General features: G+C 73.1%; 16 protein-coding genes. 8 read left to right on the top strand and 8 right to left on the bottom strand.

What is annotated here, in order from left to right:
- Positions 1–37: 37 nt before the first annotated feature.
- A complete protein-coding gene (locus WME79_RS44265) occupies positions 38–424 on the top strand; it encodes an SPW repeat domain-containing protein (RefSeq protein ID WP_437528045.1) in 387 nt (128 codons plus the stop codon).
- 16 nt (positions 425–440) lie between these two features.
- On the opposite strand, the gene WME79_RS44260 is transcribed toward WME79_RS44265, so the two are convergent.
- The 6 genes from WME79_RS44260 to WME79_RS44235 all read right to left on the bottom strand — a co-directional run bounded on the left by WME79_RS44260 (position 441) and on the right by WME79_RS44235 (position 5,676).
- Positions 441–1,643, bottom strand: a complete 1,203-nt coding sequence (locus WME79_RS44260) for an exo-beta-N-acetylmuramidase NamZ family protein (RefSeq protein ID WP_437528042.1) — start codon at positions 1,641–1,643, stop codon at positions 441–443.
- Positions 1,644–1,720: 77 nt separating this feature from the next.
- A complete protein-coding gene (gene truA, locus WME79_RS44255; RefSeq protein ID WP_437528039.1) occupies positions 1,721–2,599 on the bottom strand; it encodes a tRNA pseudouridine(38-40) synthase TruA in 879 nt (292 codons plus the stop codon).
- A gap of 21 nt (positions 2,600–2,620) precedes the next feature.
- Positions 2,621–3,043, bottom strand: a complete 423-nt coding sequence (locus tag WME79_RS44250; RefSeq protein WP_437528036.1) for a hypothetical protein — start codon at positions 3,041–3,043, stop codon at positions 2,621–2,623.
- A gap of 10 nt (positions 3,044–3,053) precedes the next feature.
- On the bottom strand, positions 3,054–3,596 hold the full coding sequence (locus WME79_RS44245) for an AgmX/PglI C-terminal domain-containing protein (protein ID WP_437528033.1): 543 nt from the start codon (positions 3,594–3,596) through the stop codon (positions 3,054–3,056).
- A 351-nt stretch (positions 3,597–3,947) separates the two neighbouring features.
- Positions 3,948–4,496, bottom strand: coding sequence for a 16S rRNA (guanine(966)-N(2))-methyltransferase RsmD (gene rsmD / locus WME79_RS44240; RefSeq protein ID WP_437528026.1), 549 nt, complete (start codon positions 4,494–4,496; stop codon positions 3,948–3,950).
- Positions 4,497–4,533: 37 nt separating this feature from the next.
- Positions 4,534–5,676 carry a PEGA domain-containing protein gene (locus WME79_RS44235; protein ID WP_437528023.1) on the bottom strand — a complete coding sequence of 381 codons (1,143 nt, stop codon included), beginning with the start codon at positions 5,674–5,676 and terminating at the stop codon, positions 4,534–4,536.
- Positions 5,677–5,929: 253 nt separating this feature from the next.
- Here WME79_RS44235 and WME79_RS44230 point away from each other — a divergent pair, with 253 nt between their 5' ends.
- From WME79_RS44230 to WME79_RS44215, 4 genes are all read left to right on the top strand, one after another.
- A complete protein-coding gene (locus tag WME79_RS44230; protein WP_437528020.1) occupies positions 5,930–7,357 on the top strand; it encodes a phosphomannomutase/phosphoglucomutase in 1,428 nt (475 codons plus the stop codon).
- A 2-nt stretch (positions 7,358–7,359) separates the two neighbouring features.
- Entirely contained in the window at positions 7,360–8,238 is an 879-nt protein-coding gene (gene prmC, locus WME79_RS44225; RefSeq protein WP_437528017.1) for a peptide chain release factor N(5)-glutamine methyltransferase, read from the top strand.
- A gap of 234 nt (positions 8,239–8,472) precedes the next feature.
- Positions 8,473–8,853 (top strand): phage holin family protein, encoded by a 381-nt coding sequence (locus WME79_RS44220; protein WP_437528014.1) that lies wholly within the window; start codon positions 8,473–8,475, stop codon positions 8,851–8,853.
- On the top strand, positions 8,850–9,350 hold the full coding sequence (locus tag WME79_RS44215; RefSeq protein WP_437528011.1) for a hypothetical protein: 501 nt from the start codon (positions 8,850–8,852) through the stop codon (positions 9,348–9,350). The genes WME79_RS44220 and WME79_RS44215 overlap by 4 nt, the downstream gene beginning before the upstream one ends.
- Here the strand turns inward: WME79_RS44215 and WME79_RS44210 are convergent.
- Positions 9,335–10,021, bottom strand: coding sequence for a hypothetical protein (locus WME79_RS44210; protein WP_437528008.1), 687 nt, complete (start codon positions 10,019–10,021; stop codon positions 9,335–9,337). The two genes, WME79_RS44215 and WME79_RS44210, sit on opposite strands and share 16 nt — an antisense overlap.
- 170 nt (positions 10,022–10,191) lie before the next feature.
- Between WME79_RS44210 and WME79_RS44205 the strand changes: the two genes are divergently transcribed.
- The 3 genes from WME79_RS44205 (at position 10,192) to WME79_RS44195 (ending at position 13,932) form a co-directional block, all read left to right on the top strand.
- Positions 10,192–11,493, top strand: a complete 1,302-nt coding sequence (locus WME79_RS44205; RefSeq protein ID WP_437528005.1) for an ATP-binding protein — start codon at positions 10,192–10,194, stop codon at positions 11,491–11,493.
- Positions 11,490–12,035, top strand: a complete 546-nt coding sequence (locus WME79_RS44200; protein ID WP_437528002.1) for a response regulator transcription factor — start codon at positions 11,490–11,492, stop codon at positions 12,033–12,035. Before WME79_RS44205 ends, WME79_RS44200 begins: the two co-directional genes overlap by 4 nt.
- A gap of 67 nt (positions 12,036–12,102) precedes the next feature.
- Positions 12,103–13,932, top strand: a complete 1,830-nt coding sequence (locus tag WME79_RS44195) for a glycoside hydrolase family 15 protein (protein ID WP_437527999.1) — start codon at positions 12,103–12,105, stop codon at positions 13,930–13,932.
- A gap of 237 nt (positions 13,933–14,169) precedes the next feature.
- On the opposite strand, the gene WME79_RS44190 is transcribed toward WME79_RS44195, so the two are convergent.
- Complete coding sequence (locus WME79_RS44190) at positions 14,170–14,913, bottom strand: hypothetical protein (protein ID WP_437527996.1); 744 nt, start codon at positions 14,911–14,913, stop codon at positions 14,170–14,172.
- Positions 14,914–15,646 lie beyond the last annotated feature (733 nt).

Here is a 15,646-nt window from a genome sequence, read left to right as displayed (position 1 = left end):
TGCACCGGGTGAGGGGAGCTCCTCCAAGGAGGCACCGATGAAGCTTTTATCTCCCCGCCACCATGGATACGTCGATTACGCGGTCGTCGTCCTCCTCGCGCTCGCGCCGCTCGCGCTCCGCCTCGAGCCGGTGCCCACGGCGGTCAGCTACGTCGCCGCCGTGGCGCACCTCGTCGTGACGCTGCTGTCCGATCAGCCGCTCGGCGCCGCCAGGAAGATCCCGTTTTCGGTGCATGGCGCGCTGGAGACCTCCCTCGCGGCCGCTCTCCTCGCGTCGCCCTGGCTGTTCGGGTTCTCCGCCGAGCTCCCGGCGCGGACCTTCTTCGTGGTCACCGGGCTCGCGCTCGTGCTCGTCGCCCTCGGCACGAGGTACTCGACCAGCGCCGCCTCCCGGCAGGAGCCGTACGACCGCTACGATCGCTGAGCCGCGCGGGCGGCGCTCAGCAGGCGGAGACGGCCGCCTGCGCCTCGCGCATCACCTCGGGCCAGGCCGGATCCGCGCGCGACACCTCCATGGCGATCGCCAGCGGATCCTCGCCGGCCGCGATGGCGAGGCGCGCGGCGGCGGAGCCGGTGAGCAGATCGAAGGCCGGGATCGTGTCGACGTACTCGTACCGCTCGGTGCGGAAGCGGAACTGCTCGGGCCGCTGCCTGCAGGCGAACGCGATGAGCGCGACGTACGTCGCGACCGGGCGGAAGGCGTGTGGATCGGTGACGTGGATCTGGACGCCACCGCAGATCTTGCCGGCGTGCTTCTGGAAGGTGGGCCGGAAGGTGAGCGGCCGCGCGACGAAGCCGGGCAGCGCCGTGGACGCGAGGCGCGCGGCGAGATCGCGGCCGTCGAGCCAGGGGGCGCCCACGATCTCGAACGGGCGCGTCGTGCCGCGGCCCTCCGACAGGTTCGTCCCCTCCAGCAGGCAGCCGCCCGGGTAGACGAGCGCGGTGTCCGCCGTCGGCATGTTGGGCGACGGGAAGACGAACGGGCGATCCCACCCGGACGCGAGCGCCTCCCGGCGATGCCCCTCGACCGCGACGACCTGCAGCCCGCAGGCGACGTCGCCGAGCGGGATGCCCTCGCGCCGCGCGAACAGCGCGACCAGCTCGCCCACCGTGAGCGAGTGGCGGATGGGCACCGGCTCCAGGCCCACGAACGACAGGAACCCCGGCGCCTGCGTCGCGCCCTCGACGCTCTCCGCCGCGCCCCCGAGGGGGTTCGGCCGGTCGAGCAGCACGACGTGCACGCCCGCCGCGTGGGCCGCCCGCAGCGCGAGGAGCGCCGTCCAGACGAACGTGTAGTACCGCGCGCCGACGTCGGCGAGATCGATGAGGAGCACGTCGATCTGCGCGAGATCCGCCGCGGAAGGCGAGAGATCCTCGAAGCTTTCGCCGTACAGGCTGACGATGCCCGCGCCGGAGCGCGCGTCGACGCTGCTCATCACCGTCGCCATGTCCTGCGCCTCGCCGCCATAGCCGTGCTCCGGGCCGAAGAAGAGGCGCGGGCGCAGGCGGAGGCGCTCGAGGACGAAGGCGATGTGGGTGAGCTCGCGATCGACGCTCGCCGGGTGGGCAAGGACCCCCAGGCGAGTCGAACGGAGGCGCTGGAGCTGCGGAAGATCCGGGAGGCGGTCCAGTCCGACGTGCACGTCGCTGTGCTACCAAGGCGAGCGCGGGCCGTCCATGCGTCCGCGTTGGATTCTGTGTGACACGGCGACGGGCGGCGTCACTCCTCGGGGGCGCTCTCCGCCGGCGCGCCGAGGTCCATCGGCGCGGCGTCGTCCGCCGAAGATCCGTCGGAAGGCCCCGCCGGCCAGGCATCCTGCCCGTCGTCGCGCAGGTGGATGCGCTCCAGGTAGAGCCCGTCCGGCGGCGCCGTGATCCCTGCGTCGCGCCGGTCGAGCGACGAGAGCGCGCGCGCGATCGCGCCGGGCGCGAGGTGGCCGCGCGCCACGTCCATCAAGGTGCCGACCAGGATGCGCACCATGTTGTGCAGGAACGCGTTCCCCTCGACGTCGATCCGCACGACGCGCGGGTCCGCGGGATCGAGCGACAGCTCGACGCCGTACAGCGTCCGCACCGTGGTCGTCCGCTCGTCCGCGCTCGTCCGGAACGCGGCGAAGTCGTGGGTGCCCTTCGCGGCGAGCGCCTCGGCGCGCGCCCGCTCGATCGCCTCGTCCGTGATGCCCTCGACCCGCCAGGCGCGGCGGCTGAGGAACGGGTCGCGGACCAGATCCCGGAGGACCAGGTAGCGGTAGCGCTTGCGGAGGCTCTCGAAGCGCGGCGAGAACCCGAGGCGCACCACGGCCGCGCGACGGATCACGATCTCTTCCGGGAGGTGGCGCGCGGTCGCGAGGACCCAGCCGCGCGGCGGCAGCGGCGCCGTCGTATCGAAGGCGACGCGCTGGTCGCGCGCGTGGACGCCCGCGTCGGTGCGGCTCGCGCCGCGGATCTCGCGGATGCCGGGGTCGATGACGCGCAGCGCGCCGAGCAGCTCTCCCGAGACCGTGCGCTGGTCGCGCTGGCGAGCGAAGCCTGCGAACGGGCGCCCATCGTAGGCGACCGAGAGCAGGATCCCCCGGCTCGAAGCGGCGCTCCTCGGCACGGCGCGATCGACGCGCGCGGCCTAGCCGCCGCTCCCCCCGGCGCCGCCCGAGCCGCCCGCGCCGCCCGAGCCACCCGCGCCGCCGACATCTCCCGAGCCGCCGGCACCACCCGAGCCGTCGCTTCCCCCGGCGCCGCCCGTGCCGCCGTCGCCGCCCGTGCTGGCCGATGAGGTCCGCGACGCATACCCCTGGACGCACTCCAGGTTGACGAGGCCCTCCGCGTTCTTGCAGCACTCCTCAGGGGCGGCCAGCTGGCCATTCACCACGCAGGACGGGAGCTGATAGCAACCGTCCGGATCGTTCTCGATTCCCTGGTCGCCGTTGAGGTTGTTGTCGCAGAGCGCCGTGGTCCCTTCATCGACGTGGCACGCGGCGCTCTGAAGGACGAGCGGCGCGAGCGCGAGGAGGAGCAAGCTGGCCATCCGGGGGGGGAGCGTTCGCATCGGCTGCTTCCTATTGCTTGATGGTGAAGTTGATCGGAACGTTCACCACGACGCATCCGCTCTGCGGCGGAGGCAGTGATTTGCCGCGGAAACGTCCCAAGACGCAAGACGCAATCTCGCCCGAGCCCACCGTGTCGTTGAGGATCGAGGCGCTGCACACCGCGCCGTTGGAGGCGACCTGCACGCTCACCGTCAGCTTGCCGGAGACCTCCGAGGTGCGCAGCGCGCGGTTATAACAACCCTGCGCCGAGCGAGCGAGCCCCAGCACGGCGGAGTCGAGCGCGGGCGAGGTCGCGCCGTCGCCGCACTTGCCGGAGCAAGGCGACTTGCCGGTGGTGGCCGGGCCCTGCCCCGACGCGACCTTGCCGGCGTCCACGCCGGCGTCCTCGACCTCCTCGACGGGCGGCGGCGGCGGCGGCGCGAACAGCGGCGGAGGCTCCGCGGGCTTCGTCTCGGCGGGCGCAGCGACGGTCGGCGCGACAGGCGGCGCGGCCGGCTCCGAGCGCAGCTTCCAGTAGAGCAGGCCCGCCATGAGCGCAGCAAGGACGACCATTCCTGCGATGTAAGGCCCAGGGCCGCCGGATTTTCCCGGGATCTGCTGGGATGACGGAGGCATCGATGCGGACACGTTGAGAAGTCCTCCCGGAGAGACGCGCAAGGTCCGGCCGCTTCGGCGGGACCGTCGTGCGCCGGAGCCGAGACGCGGGCGCGTCCGGCGGGGGCGAGTCTACAAGGGCGGGCAGGGAAGCGCGCCAGGAAACTGGATGCGCCCCGGATGAACACGACAGCGCCGCGCGGAGGGCTGCTCGGCGAAGCGCGGCCGCGGCTGTGCGTCGCGTGGACGCGGGCGGCTGTCTGGCGCTTGCAGGCGGCTCAGCGCGCGTGGCTGGCGCTTGCAGGCGGCTCAGCGCGTGTAGAACGACACCGTAGTGTCACCGTAGGCGCGGCTCGCAGCGCAGGTGAGCCCGGCGATCTCCGGGGAGGGATCGCGGCGCGCGTGCTCGAGGACGAGGCGCCCCTCCGGGGCGAGCAAGCCGAGCGGGCCGGCGAGGCGCGCGGCCGCGGCGGCGGCCTTGGCCAGGACGGCGTAGGGCGGATCGAGCAGGGCGAGGTCGAAGGGGCCCTCGTCGCGGAGCAGATCGAGCGCGCGCTCGACGGGGAGCGGGACGACCCTCGCCGCCGCCTCGTCGAGGCCGAGCGCGGCGAGGTTCTCGCGGAGCACCGCGAGCGCGGGGCGGCCGCTCTCGACGAAGACCGCGCGCCGCGCGCCGCGCGAGAGCGCCTCGATGCCGAGCGCGCCGGTGCCGGCGTAGAGGTCGCAGACGAGCGCGCCGGTGACGTCGCCGAGCGAGGAGAAGAGCGCCTCGCGCACGCGGTCCGCCGTCGGCCGCGTGCCCTCGCCGCGCGGCGCGGCGAGCCTCCGCCCGCCGAGCCGGCCAGCGATCACCCGCACGGTCGTCCCCCAGTCCTTGCGCGCAGAGCGGCAGAGCTCACCAGCGGTACGTCACGTCGACGCCGCCGCCGCCGAGGCCGACGTTCGGCTGCACGCTCCAGCCGGTGCGCTCCGCGGTCTGGCCGTCGCTCGTCACGAGCAGGTACGCGCCGACACCCGCGGAGACGACCGCCAGCGGGTAGAAGACGTACTGGAGCGCCATGAACGTGTCGGCCTTCTCGCAGAGCTGGATGCCCTTGCGGGCCGTCTTCGCGTCGGCGTTGAAGTCCTCCTGGATGGCCTTGCGGTTCTCGAGCGCGCAGACGTCCTCGACGTTCTCCGTGAACAGCCCTCGATAGGCCATGTACCGCGCGTCGCTCTGGATGCTCGCGACCTGGACCGAGCTGATGACGGCGACGGACCCGAACACCGCCCCCGCGCCGAGGCCGATGAACCCGCCCATGCGCTTCCAGTTGGTCTGCGTCGATTCGGCCGGCATCTGGCTGAGCGCGACGTCCGTCGTGGCGACGGGCCGGACCACGACCGACGCCTGGGAGTCGAGGAAGCCGGCCGACTTGACGCGCACGTTGTGCGGCCCGGCCGTGACCGTGAAGGTCGCCTCGCCGTTGTGCACGTTGCCGGCGGGCTTTCCGTCGATGAAGACGCTCGCCTGCGCGGCGCCCGTCCTCACGCGGAGCGCCCCGCTCGGCGGCCCGCCGGTCAGCGTCGCGATCGTCTCCGCGGCGATCTTGCGGAGCGGCTCGTCGTTGGCCTCGGTGAGGTTCGCGCTGTACTTCACCGGCACGCTCGATTCCGGCTTCCCGCGGGTCCAGAGGTGGAGCTCGCCCTCGACCTCGGTGCCGCTCTTGCGGAGCATGCCCCAGATGTAGCGGTCGCTCTTGATCTGGTCGGCGATGCGGGCCTGGCAGCCCGCGTCGGGCCGATCCTCGCACTGGAGGGAGAGCGTCAGGACCTCGAGCGAGAAGTCCTCCTCGCTGACCGACCACCCCGGGGCCTCCTTGATCGCGGAGCGGAGCGCCTGGGTCAGCGCGCCGGCCTGGTCGTAGGCGTCGTCTGTCCGGAGGACAACGACGGTGATCGGCAGGGCGGTGGGCGACGGCTCCGCCGCCCGGGCGGCGTTGCTGCAGGCGAGGAGGGCCACCACGGCAGCGAGACCGGTCCTCTGTGCGCGCGTCATCATGTGGTCGTGGGCTCCACGCGCCCAAGTTACCCGTCCGGCGGCCAGGAACGCAATCCGTGAGCCGGCAAGGCGGCGCCGCGGTGTGATCGCGATGCCGGCGCGGCGAGGCGGCGCGATCGCGATGACGACGCCGGCGAGCCCACGCTGCGCGCGGCGTTTTTCGTTCCGTCCACGATTGCGCCGTGTCAGAGCGTCCCAGGCCAGGCGCCGGCCCGCCCTGCGGCGCGGGCGCCGCGCGCTACTCTCCTGGTCCATGAAGGTCCCCCGACACATCTTCCGCGAGTACGACATCCGCGGCGCCGCCGAGCGCGACCTCACGAGCGAGCTCGCTCGCGAGCTCGGCGCCGCGTTCGCCCTGCTCCTCGGCCGCGAGCTCGCCGCGGGGGCGCCTCCCCGCCGGGCTCGGCCGAAGGTGGCGGTCTGCCGGGACGGCCGCCTCTCGAGCGACCGGCTGTTCTCCGCCCTCACGGACGGCCTGCTCGCGGGCGGCGCCGACGTGATCGCGGCGGGGGTCGGGCCGACGCCGCTGCTCTACTTCGCGGCGCACCACCTTCACGCCGACGGCGCCATCATGATCACGGCGAGCCACAACCCCGCCCCGGACAACGGGTTCAAGCTCATGCGCGGCAAGGCCTCGTTCTTCGGCAAGGATATCCAGGCGCTCGCCGACCTCATCGAGGAGGGAGGCGCCGATGGCCGCAGCGCCGCGGCGGCGCGGGGGGAGCTCACCGAGGTCGATCTCGCGGAAGACTACATCGCCGCGGTGCGCGCCGCGGCCCGCCTGTCCGGCACCGACGTCCGCTTCGTGGTCGACGCCGGCAACGGCGCAGCAGGCCCGCTCGGCGTCCGCACACTCGCGGCGCTCGGCTTCGCGCCGGACGAGCTCTTCTGCGACATCGACGGCCTCTTCCCGAACCACCACCCGGACCCGACCGTCCCCGAGAACCTCGAGGCGCTCCGCGCCCGCGTGCTCGCGACCGGCGCCGCGCTCGGCGTCGCGTGGGACGGCGACGGCGATCGGATCGGCGTGGTCGACGAGCGCGGCCAGGTGCTCTGGGGGGACAAGCTGCTGCTCCTGTTCGCGCGGTCGCTCCTCGCGGAGCGCCCCGGCTCGGCCGTGCTCGGGGAGGTGAAGTGCTCCGAGACGCTCTACGCCGACATCGCCGCGCGCGGCGGGCGCCCCATCCTCTGGAAGACGGGCCACTCGCTCATCAAGACCAAGATGAAAGAGGAAGGCGCCCTGCTCGCCGGCGAGATGAGCGGTCACATGTTCTTCGCCGATCGGTGGTTCGGGTTCGACGACGCGATCTACGCGACGGTCCGCCTGCTCGAGATCGTCGCCCGGGCGCGGCGGCCCCTCGGCGAGCTGCTCGCCGACGTGCCGGAGACCTTCGCCACCCCCGAGATCCGCGTCGACTGCCCGGACGCCGTGAAGTTCGAGGTCGTCCGCCGCGTGACCGAGCACTTCCGCCGCGTCCGTCCGGTCGTGGACATCGACGGCGCGCGCGTCGACTTCGGCGGCGGTGCCTGGGGCCTCTGCCGCGCCTCCAACACGGGTCCGATCCTGGTGCTGCGGTTCGAGGGGCGGTCCGTCGCGGACCGCGACGCGGCCCGCGCCGAGGTCGAGTCCGTCGTCACCGCCGCGGTCCGCAACGCCCTCGCCGCCGCCCCGCTCCCGTGACCATGTCCGAAGGTGAGCAGCAGAGCGAGGCCTGGACGATCCGGCGCGTGATCACCTGGGCCACGGGCGACCTGAAGAAGCGCGGCGCGTCCTCGGCGCGCCTCGACGCCGAGCTCCTGCTCGGCAAGGTGCTGGGCATCGATCGCGTCGGGCTGCTCATCGACGCCGAGCGGCCGCTCGACCGGGCCGAGCTCGCCGCCTACCGCGAGCTGCACCAGCGCCGCCGCGCCGGCGAGCCGGTCGCCTATCTCCTCGGTGTGCGGGAGTTCTACGGCCGCCCGTTCCGCGTCGATCCGCGCGTGCTCATCCCCCGCCCCGACACCGAGATCCTTGTCGAGGTCGGCCTCGCCCGGACGAGGCAGCTCGCCCTCTCCGCGCGCGTGCTCGACCTGTGCACCGGGTCCGGCTGCGTCGCCGTCAGCCTCGCGTGCGAGCGGCCGACCAGCCGCGTCCTCGGCGTCGACATCTCGGACGGCGCGCTCGCCGTCGCACGCGAGAACGCGCTCCGCCTCGGCGCGGTCAACGCGGGGTTCCTGCGCTCGGATCTCTTCGCCGGCGTGCCGTCCGGCCTTCGCTTCGACCTGATCACCGCGAACCCACCGTACATTCCGGACGAGGACGTCGCCGCGCTGCAGATCGACATCCGCGGCTACGAGCCCCACCTCGCGCTCGCGGGGGGCCCGGACGGCCTCGTCTTCACGCGCCGGATCGTCGCGGGCGCGCCGGCCTTGCTCGCCTCTGGCGGCGTGCTGGCCGTGGAGGTCGAGGCCGGCAAGGCGGGCGCGGTGGCAGAGCTCTTCGCCGCGGCGGGGTTCGGCGGCGTCTCGAGGCACCTCGACTACGGCGGGCACGAGCGCGTGGTCTCCGGCGTCCTGCCCTGATCGCCTGCCGCCCGGCGAGGGCGGGGCGGCGCGGCGGCCGCGCAGCGCGCGCCTCCGCGAGGGCCGCGCAGCGCGCACGCCTCGCGAGGATGGGGCTGGCGCGCCCTATGCACAGCGACGCCCGGCGAGGGTGGCGTGGCGCAGTCGGTGGCGGAGCTCGGGGGCGACCCGTGCGCCGCTCGCTGCCTGCGTCGCCCCCGAGCGCGTTCACGCCGCGAGGCGAAGAGGTGTCCCATGAGGCAGGTGGATCCCAGGCCGGAGAGCTCGACGGCAGATCTCGTGAAGGAGGCGATCGCCGAGGCCAGGGAGCTGATGCAGGTCGAGGTCGCGCTGGCGCGCGACGAGATGAACGAGGAGATCTCGCGGGCGAAGGCGTCGTGCGTCGCGCTCGGCGCGGCGGCGGCCGCGGCGCTGCTCGGCGTCGCGCTGGTGCTCGTCGCGATCGCGCTGGCGATCGCGCCGGAGCCGCTGCCGGCGCTGCTGATCGGGCTCGCGTTCATCGCGCTGGCGATCGTGGTGGGCGTGGTCGGCTACAAGCGCGCGCCGAGGAGGCCGCTCGAGAGGACCCGGGGCCGCCTCGGGGCGGACGTCCGGCTGGTCCGGGAGCTCGTATGAAGGGGCTGAACGGTCAACGCGCGGACTTCGAGCGGAGGGCGGACGAGCTGCGCGACCGGCTGATGCACACGATCGAGGCGCTCGATCGGCGGCGCCACGCGCTCGTCGACGTGCGGTCGCGGGTGCGCCGGCACGGCCCCGAGGTGCTCGCCGGCGGGCTCCTTCTCGCGATCGCGGGGGGCGCGGCGGCGATCGCGCTGATCAAGGAAGTGCGCGCGCGCAACGAGCGGCCGGGCGGCCAGCGCCTCCGCGCGCTCGTGCGCTTCTGGCGGCACCCGGAGTGGGTGGCGCCGCGCAGCAAGCCGAGCGTGTCCCGCGAGATCGGCCGGAGGATCCTGGTGGGCATGGCGTCGTACGTGGCGATGCAGCTCATCCGGCGCGGCGTCCGGCTCACGCTGGCGCTGCCCGATCGGGACGCGCAGGCGCGGCGGAGCCCGCTCGAGCTCAGCGCCGCGGCGCCCCGGACCAGGAGGCCGTCCGGTCAGGGCCCGGTGTAGAGGGCGGTGCGCCACCCCAGGTAGAACCCTGGCTGGCGGACGGACGTGCTCCAGGTGTAGTCGGCGTAGAGCCACGGGCCCATGGCCACCTTCCAGAGCCGGATCCCCTCGTAGAACACGCCGCCGCCGATGCGGGCCGGCAGGGCGCCGTCGATGACCTCGGCGCCGTCGGCGTCGGCGGTCGTGTACGCGACGCCCGTGCCGGCGTCGAAGGTGAAGCCGACGTCCCTCCACCGATCCGCGAGCGAGAAGAGCGGGAAGACCTCGGTGTGGAGCATGAACCCGCCGGCGAGGGAGGCGTGGTCCGCGGCGCTCAGGCCGTGTCCGCCGAAGGCAGCGCCGAACGTGAGCCAGTCCGCGAGCGCGCCGCCGAGCCAGACATAGCCGCCGGCGCCGATCCCGACGCCGGTCTCGGTGTAATGGCGCTGGAATCCGATCTTCTGGACGTCGTTCGGGAAGCCGGCGGCGCTCCCGAGCGCCAGGCCTCCGGCGATGCCCGCGGCGAGCCCGCTGCGCCGCACGGCTGATCTGGGCGCGAACAGCGGGTCGGCGGCGGGCGTCTCTCCGGCCGCCGTCGGCTGCGCCGCGGCGGCCGCGGGGAGCAGGCTGAGGCCAAGGAGCGCCGGCAGCGCGGACGCGCGCGCGCGTCGGAGGTGGGGACACGTCGCCATGGGCTCCCTTTCCTATACGATGACGCGGGGCTCGGCATCGCAATCCGCCGCTCCGCGCGGACCGGCGCGGGCCTGAGGGCGCGCTGTCGCACGGGAGGATCCTCTGTGATCGTGCCGTGTCCTCGCCGCGGTGAGCTCGGTCCCCTCGGCGTTCGCGCTATGATCCCGCCGTGACGCACGAAGCTTCCCTGGAGCGGGCGCCGGCGGGCGGGATCGTCCTCCGGTGGCTCGTCGGACTGCGCTGGGCGGTGTTCGCGCTGCTCGCGGCGACCCTGGCCGTCGACGAGGCGCTGTTCGGCTATCATGTCCGGTACGGCATCGCCGTGCCCATCCTGGTGCTGGCCGCCGGGCTCAACCTCGCCCTCGACCGGCGGGTGCGGTCGGAGCGGGGCGCAGAGACCGCGGTCGTCGCCGGCGTCGTGGCGCTCGATCTCGTCGCGATCGCCGGGGTCCTCGCCGCGTCGGGCGGCGCGGGCAACCCGTTCAGCGCCCTCTTCTTCGTGCACGTCGCCCTCGCCGCGGCGCTCCTGCCGCCGCGGACGACCTTCGCGCTCGCGGCGCTCGCGGCCTGCCTCTTCGCGGCGCTCTTCGCGCTCCCTGCCGGAGCGTGTTGCCCGAGCCACCCGGAGCACGGCGCGTTCTCCACCCACCTCTACGGGATGCTCCTCGCCTTCGTGCTGAGCGCGGCGCTCGTCGCCCATGTCCTCCTGAAGATCCGCCGCGCGCTCGACGAGAGCGCGGCCGAGAACGCGGCGCTGCGCCGGCGCGCGGAGGAGGCGTCCCGCTTCCAGGCGCTCGGCGCGCTCGCGGCCGGCACCGCCCACGAGCTCGGCACCCCGCTCGGCACGATCGCGGTGCTCGCCGGGGAGAGCCTCCGCGACACCAGATCGAGCGACGCCGCGCAGCGCCGCGCCCGGACGATCGCGGAGCAGGTCGAGCGCTGCCGCGTGGTGATCGCGCGCATGCGGGCGGACGTCCGGGCGAACGACCTGCGCGCCGGGGTCGAGGTCGGCGAGGCGGCCCGGCGCGGCGTGCAGGCCTGGCAGGCGGCGCACCCCGGCGTCGCGGTCGAGGTGCGCGGCGATCTCGCGCCGCGCCGCACGGTGCCGCTCGACGCGGCCGACGTCGAAGCGGCCCTGTTCGCGCTGCTCGACAACGCGCTCCAGGCGCTCGGGCCGAGCCCCGCGGCCGCGGAGCCGATCGTGGTCACCGTCGGGGACGAGGGCGGCGCGCCGGTGATCAGCGTCGAGGACGCCGGCGCGGGCGTCGCGCCGGGCCTGGAAGGGCGGCTCGGCGAGCCGTTCGTGACCACCAAGGCGCCCGGCGAGGGCATGGGCCTCGGGCTCTACCTTGTGCGGACGCTCATCGAGCAGGTTGGCGGCTGCCTCACCGTGTCGCCGAGGCAGGGGTCCGACAAGCGCGGCGCGCGCGGCACGCGCGTCGCCCTGCGCCTCGCGCCGGTGGACTCATGAGCTCCGAGGCCGCCGGCGAGCCGACGCTGCTCATCGTCGACGACGACGCGACCTTCCGGACCGCGCTCGGGCAGGCGCTCGGCAAGAGCGGGTTCGCGGTGTCCCTCGCCGCCAGCGCCGAGGAGGCCGCGGCGATCGCGCGAGGGCACGTGTTCGAGTACGCGCTCGTGGACGTCCGGATGCCCGGGCAGAGCGGGATCGACCTCGTGGGGACGCTGCGGAGCATGGATGACGGCATCCGTATCGTGGTGTTCACCGGATACGGCACGATCGCGAACGCGGTGGCGGCGATCCGGGCCGGGGCGGTCGATTACCTGACCAAGCCGGTGGACGCGGCCCGGTGCGCGCGGTCGCTGCTCGGCGTCGACCCGCTCGCGCGCGGCGAGGACGAGGACCTGCCGTCGCTCGAGCGGGTGGAGTGGGAGTACCTCCAGCGCGTGCTCGCGGACTGCGAGGGGAACATCTCGGAGGCGGCGCGCAAGCTCAGGATGCACCGCCGCTCGCTCCAGCGGAAGCTCTCGCGCCTGCCGCCGAGATCGTGAGGGCGGTAGAGGCGAGGGTCCACGAGGGGCGGGTTCCGCTCGGTCGAGCGGGCCCTATGGAGACGCCATGCCCTACAAGCCCATCGAGTCCTACGGCGTCATCGGCGACATGCACTCCGTCGCGCTGGTCGGGATGGATGGATCCATCGACTGGTGCTGCCTCCCCCATTTCGACTCGCCGAGCGTGTTCGCGGCGATCCTGGACGACGAGCGCGGCGGTCGCTTCGCGCTCTCGGCGGAGAACGGCACGTCGCGCAACAAGCAGATGTACATGCCCGACACCAACGTCCTGCTCACGCGGTTCCTCGACGTGGACGGCGTCGGCGAGGTCTGCGATTTCATGCCGATCCACCGGGACCCGTACGGCGCCTACCGCCGCGGGATGCACCAGATCGTCCGCGTCGCGCGGGCAGTCCGCGGCGCGGTGCGCTTCCGGCTCGCCTGCCGCCCCGCGATCGACTTCGCCCGCCGCCCCCACCGCCTGATCCTCGACGACCCGCGCGGCGCCGTCTTCGACTCCGATGGAGTCGACCTGGCGCTCATCAGCCCGGTCCCCCTGTCGAGCGACGGCGCCGGCGGCGTCACCGCCGACTTCGTGCTCCAGCCCGGCGAGTCGGCCACGTTCTCGCTGCGCCAGGTCGAGGACTGGACGGCCAGCGCCGATCTGCTCGCCACGCCGATCGACGGCGAGGACGCCCTCCGGCGCACGGTCGCCTTCTGGCGGTCGTGGCTCGCCCGCTCGCGGTACAAGGGGCGCTGGCGCGAGATGGTCGACCGCTCGGCGCTCGTCCTCAAGCTGCTCACGTTCGAGCCGACAGGCGCGATCGTCGCCGCGGCGACGACCAGCCTGCCCGAGGAGATCGGCGGGGGCCGCAACTGGGACTATCGCTACGTCTGGGTGCGCGACGCCGCGTTCACGCTCTACGGCTTCCTCCGGCTCGGCTACACGGAGGAGGCCGCGCGCTTCATGGAATGGCTGAGCGCCCGCGTCTCCGAGGAGGACGGCCCCACCGGGCCGCTGCAGCTCATGTACGGCATCGACGGACGCCACGAGCTGCCCGAGGTCGCGCTCACCCACCTTGACGGCTACCGCGGATCGCGGCCGGTCCGCGTCGGCAACGGGGCGACAACGCAGCTCCAGCTCGACATCTATGGCGAGCTCATCGACTCGGTGTACCTCTTCGACAAATACGGATCTCCCATCTCTTATGATTTCTGGCGCGAGCTCCGGCGCATGGCCTACTGGGTATGTCAGAGCTGGGAGCAGGCGGACGAGAGCATCTGGGAGGTGCGCGGCGGCAAGCAGCAGTTCGTCTACTCGAAGCTCCAGTGCTGGGTCGCGCTCGACCGGACGCTGCGGCTCAGCGACAAGCGCTCTCTGCCGCTCGACTGGCAGCGCGTCGCGTGCGCGCGCGACGACATCTACGAGGCGATCATGGCGCGCGGCTGGGACGCGCAGCGGAGGACGTTCGTGCAGGCCTTCGGCGGGGCCGCGCTCGACGCGAGCAACCTGCTCATGCCGCTCATGCGCTTCATCTCTCCCACCGATCCGCGCATCCTCGGCACGCTCGACCGCACGCTCGAGGAGCTCGCGAGCGACACGCTCGTCCACCGCTACGAGCTCGGCAAGGGCGCAGGCGACGGGTTGACCGGCAAGGAGGGCACGTTCAGCATCTGCACCTTCTGGCTCGTCGAGGCCCTCGCGCGCGCTGGCCGCCTCGACGACGCGCGCTTCATCTTCGAGAAGATGCTGACGTACGCCAACCACCTCGGGCTCTACTCCGAGCAGATCGGGCCGAGCGGAGAGCTGCTCGGCAACTTCCCCCAGGCGTTCACCCACCTCGGCCTGGTCAGCGCGGCGTTCTACCTGGATCGCGCCCTCGGTCACGGCGGCTGAAGGTCGGATCTGGGTCCTCGCGCGCTCCCCGCCGGCGAGCGGCGGGGCGTGGCTTGTGCGCGAGCGGTGGAAGGGAGAGAGCAGCTACCGGCAGCCCGGGATATCCAACCCCAGGCTGCCAGCGCTCACGAGCCCTGTAGGTGTGTCGTGCAGGTGAGTAGGAAGGAGGGGCTGGCGCGGCGCCGAGGGATCCTGCGACGCGGAGTCCCCGGCGCCGGCCAGCACGATGGGATCAGATCACCACCCAAAGCCGCCCCAGCCGCCGAAGCCGCCGAAGCCGCCGCACGGGCTGAAGCAGGGGTTGACGACCGGGACGAAGCTGGTGATCGACGTCGTGATTGCCGTCAGACCGCAGCCGCCGCCGAAGCCGAGGCCGCCCCAGCCGAAGCCGCCCCAGCCGAAGCCGCCCCAGCCGCCGCCGAAGCCACCGATGCAGCGCTCGCCCTCACGCTGCCCGGTCTCCTGCCCGACAACGCCCGTCTGCCCGAGGCCGGCCTGGCCGAGCTGCGCCGTGCCCGCCTGCCCGATCTGCGCCGGTCCCGCCTGCCCGATCTGCGCCGGTCCCGCCTGCCCGATCTGAGCCTGCGAGAGCTCGGACGCCTGGCCGAGCTGCGCCGGGCCTTGCTGAGCGTATCCGCCCTTGGTCGGGTAGCCGCCCTTGCTCGGGAGGCCCTTGGTCGGAAACTCACCCTTGCTGGGAAGGAGCCCGCCCTTGCTGGGCAGCTCGCCCTTGCTGGGGAGCATCGGAACACCCTTCGAAGGCAGACCCTTGCTGGGGGGCAGACCGAGCTTGCTGGGCCCCATCTGGCCGACCTGCGCCTGAGCCTGCGACTGGGTCGCGTAGCCGCCGCGCTCGTCCGCCTCCAGCGCGCTGTTCGCGGAGTCGACGCTCTCGTCATCCATATCGAAGTCGTCGTCCGCGCCGACCGCGCACCCGGCACCGAGCGCCAGCATCATCGCGAAACCCATCGTCTTGTGCATCGAGATCATTGGTCCTCCCCGGTGTTCCTGATGAGCCTTGCGGCCCCCGAACACCTTGGTGCACCCCAGAGCAGGCTGTGTGCCTCGCTCTTCTGTGCAGAGGCTGCCGCTTCGAGCAGCATGGATTCGCGGGATGGCGCCCGTGAATCAGGCGCTCCTCGCATCTGCGCTCCCTTGGGATTTCTCCGCGATTCAATCGCGGTGGATCCGGGCGAGCGCGGCGCGCGCTGGAGCGGCGTCGCGATTACGATGGATAGGATAGAAGGCGCCCCGCTGCGCGCCGCGGGGCCGCGCGGGAAGAAGGAAGAAGCGAGCGCGGCGCGGATCGCGCGCTCTCGCGCGGTGATCGCGGCGAGCGGAGGTGTCCTCAAACAGGTAAAACCTCCCTCCGGATCCAGAAAAGAGCGGCCTCACGAGGCGCCGACATCACGGGACGCAAACGGACGTGATCGGACGTGATCGGACGCAAACGGATGTGATCGGACGTGATCGGACGCAGGCGGGATGTGATCGGACACAAACAGACGTGATCAGGCAAATTCGATGGCGCCGTCCAGGCGAGACACGCGCGCTGCGCCCTGCCTGCTCAGCCCCTCGCGTTCCGACACGTTTGTGCATCCATTTGCTCGTGATAGCGGAATTGTCGCTTCCGGTCGGAATTGGCCGCCCGGCGCCCAACGCGATGCGGCGAGCGGGCGACGAGACCGCCCGCGTCGCAATAGGGCCCTCCTGC

Source organism: Sorangium sp. So ce726 (genome assembly GCF_051521405.1).
In the GTDB taxonomy this organism is placed as follows: domain Bacteria; phylum Myxococcota_A; class Polyangia; order Polyangiales; family Polyangiaceae; genus Sorangium.
The sequence above is the reverse complement of the archived record's forward strand: the minus strand, read 5'-3'. Positions and strand labels throughout refer to the sequence as shown.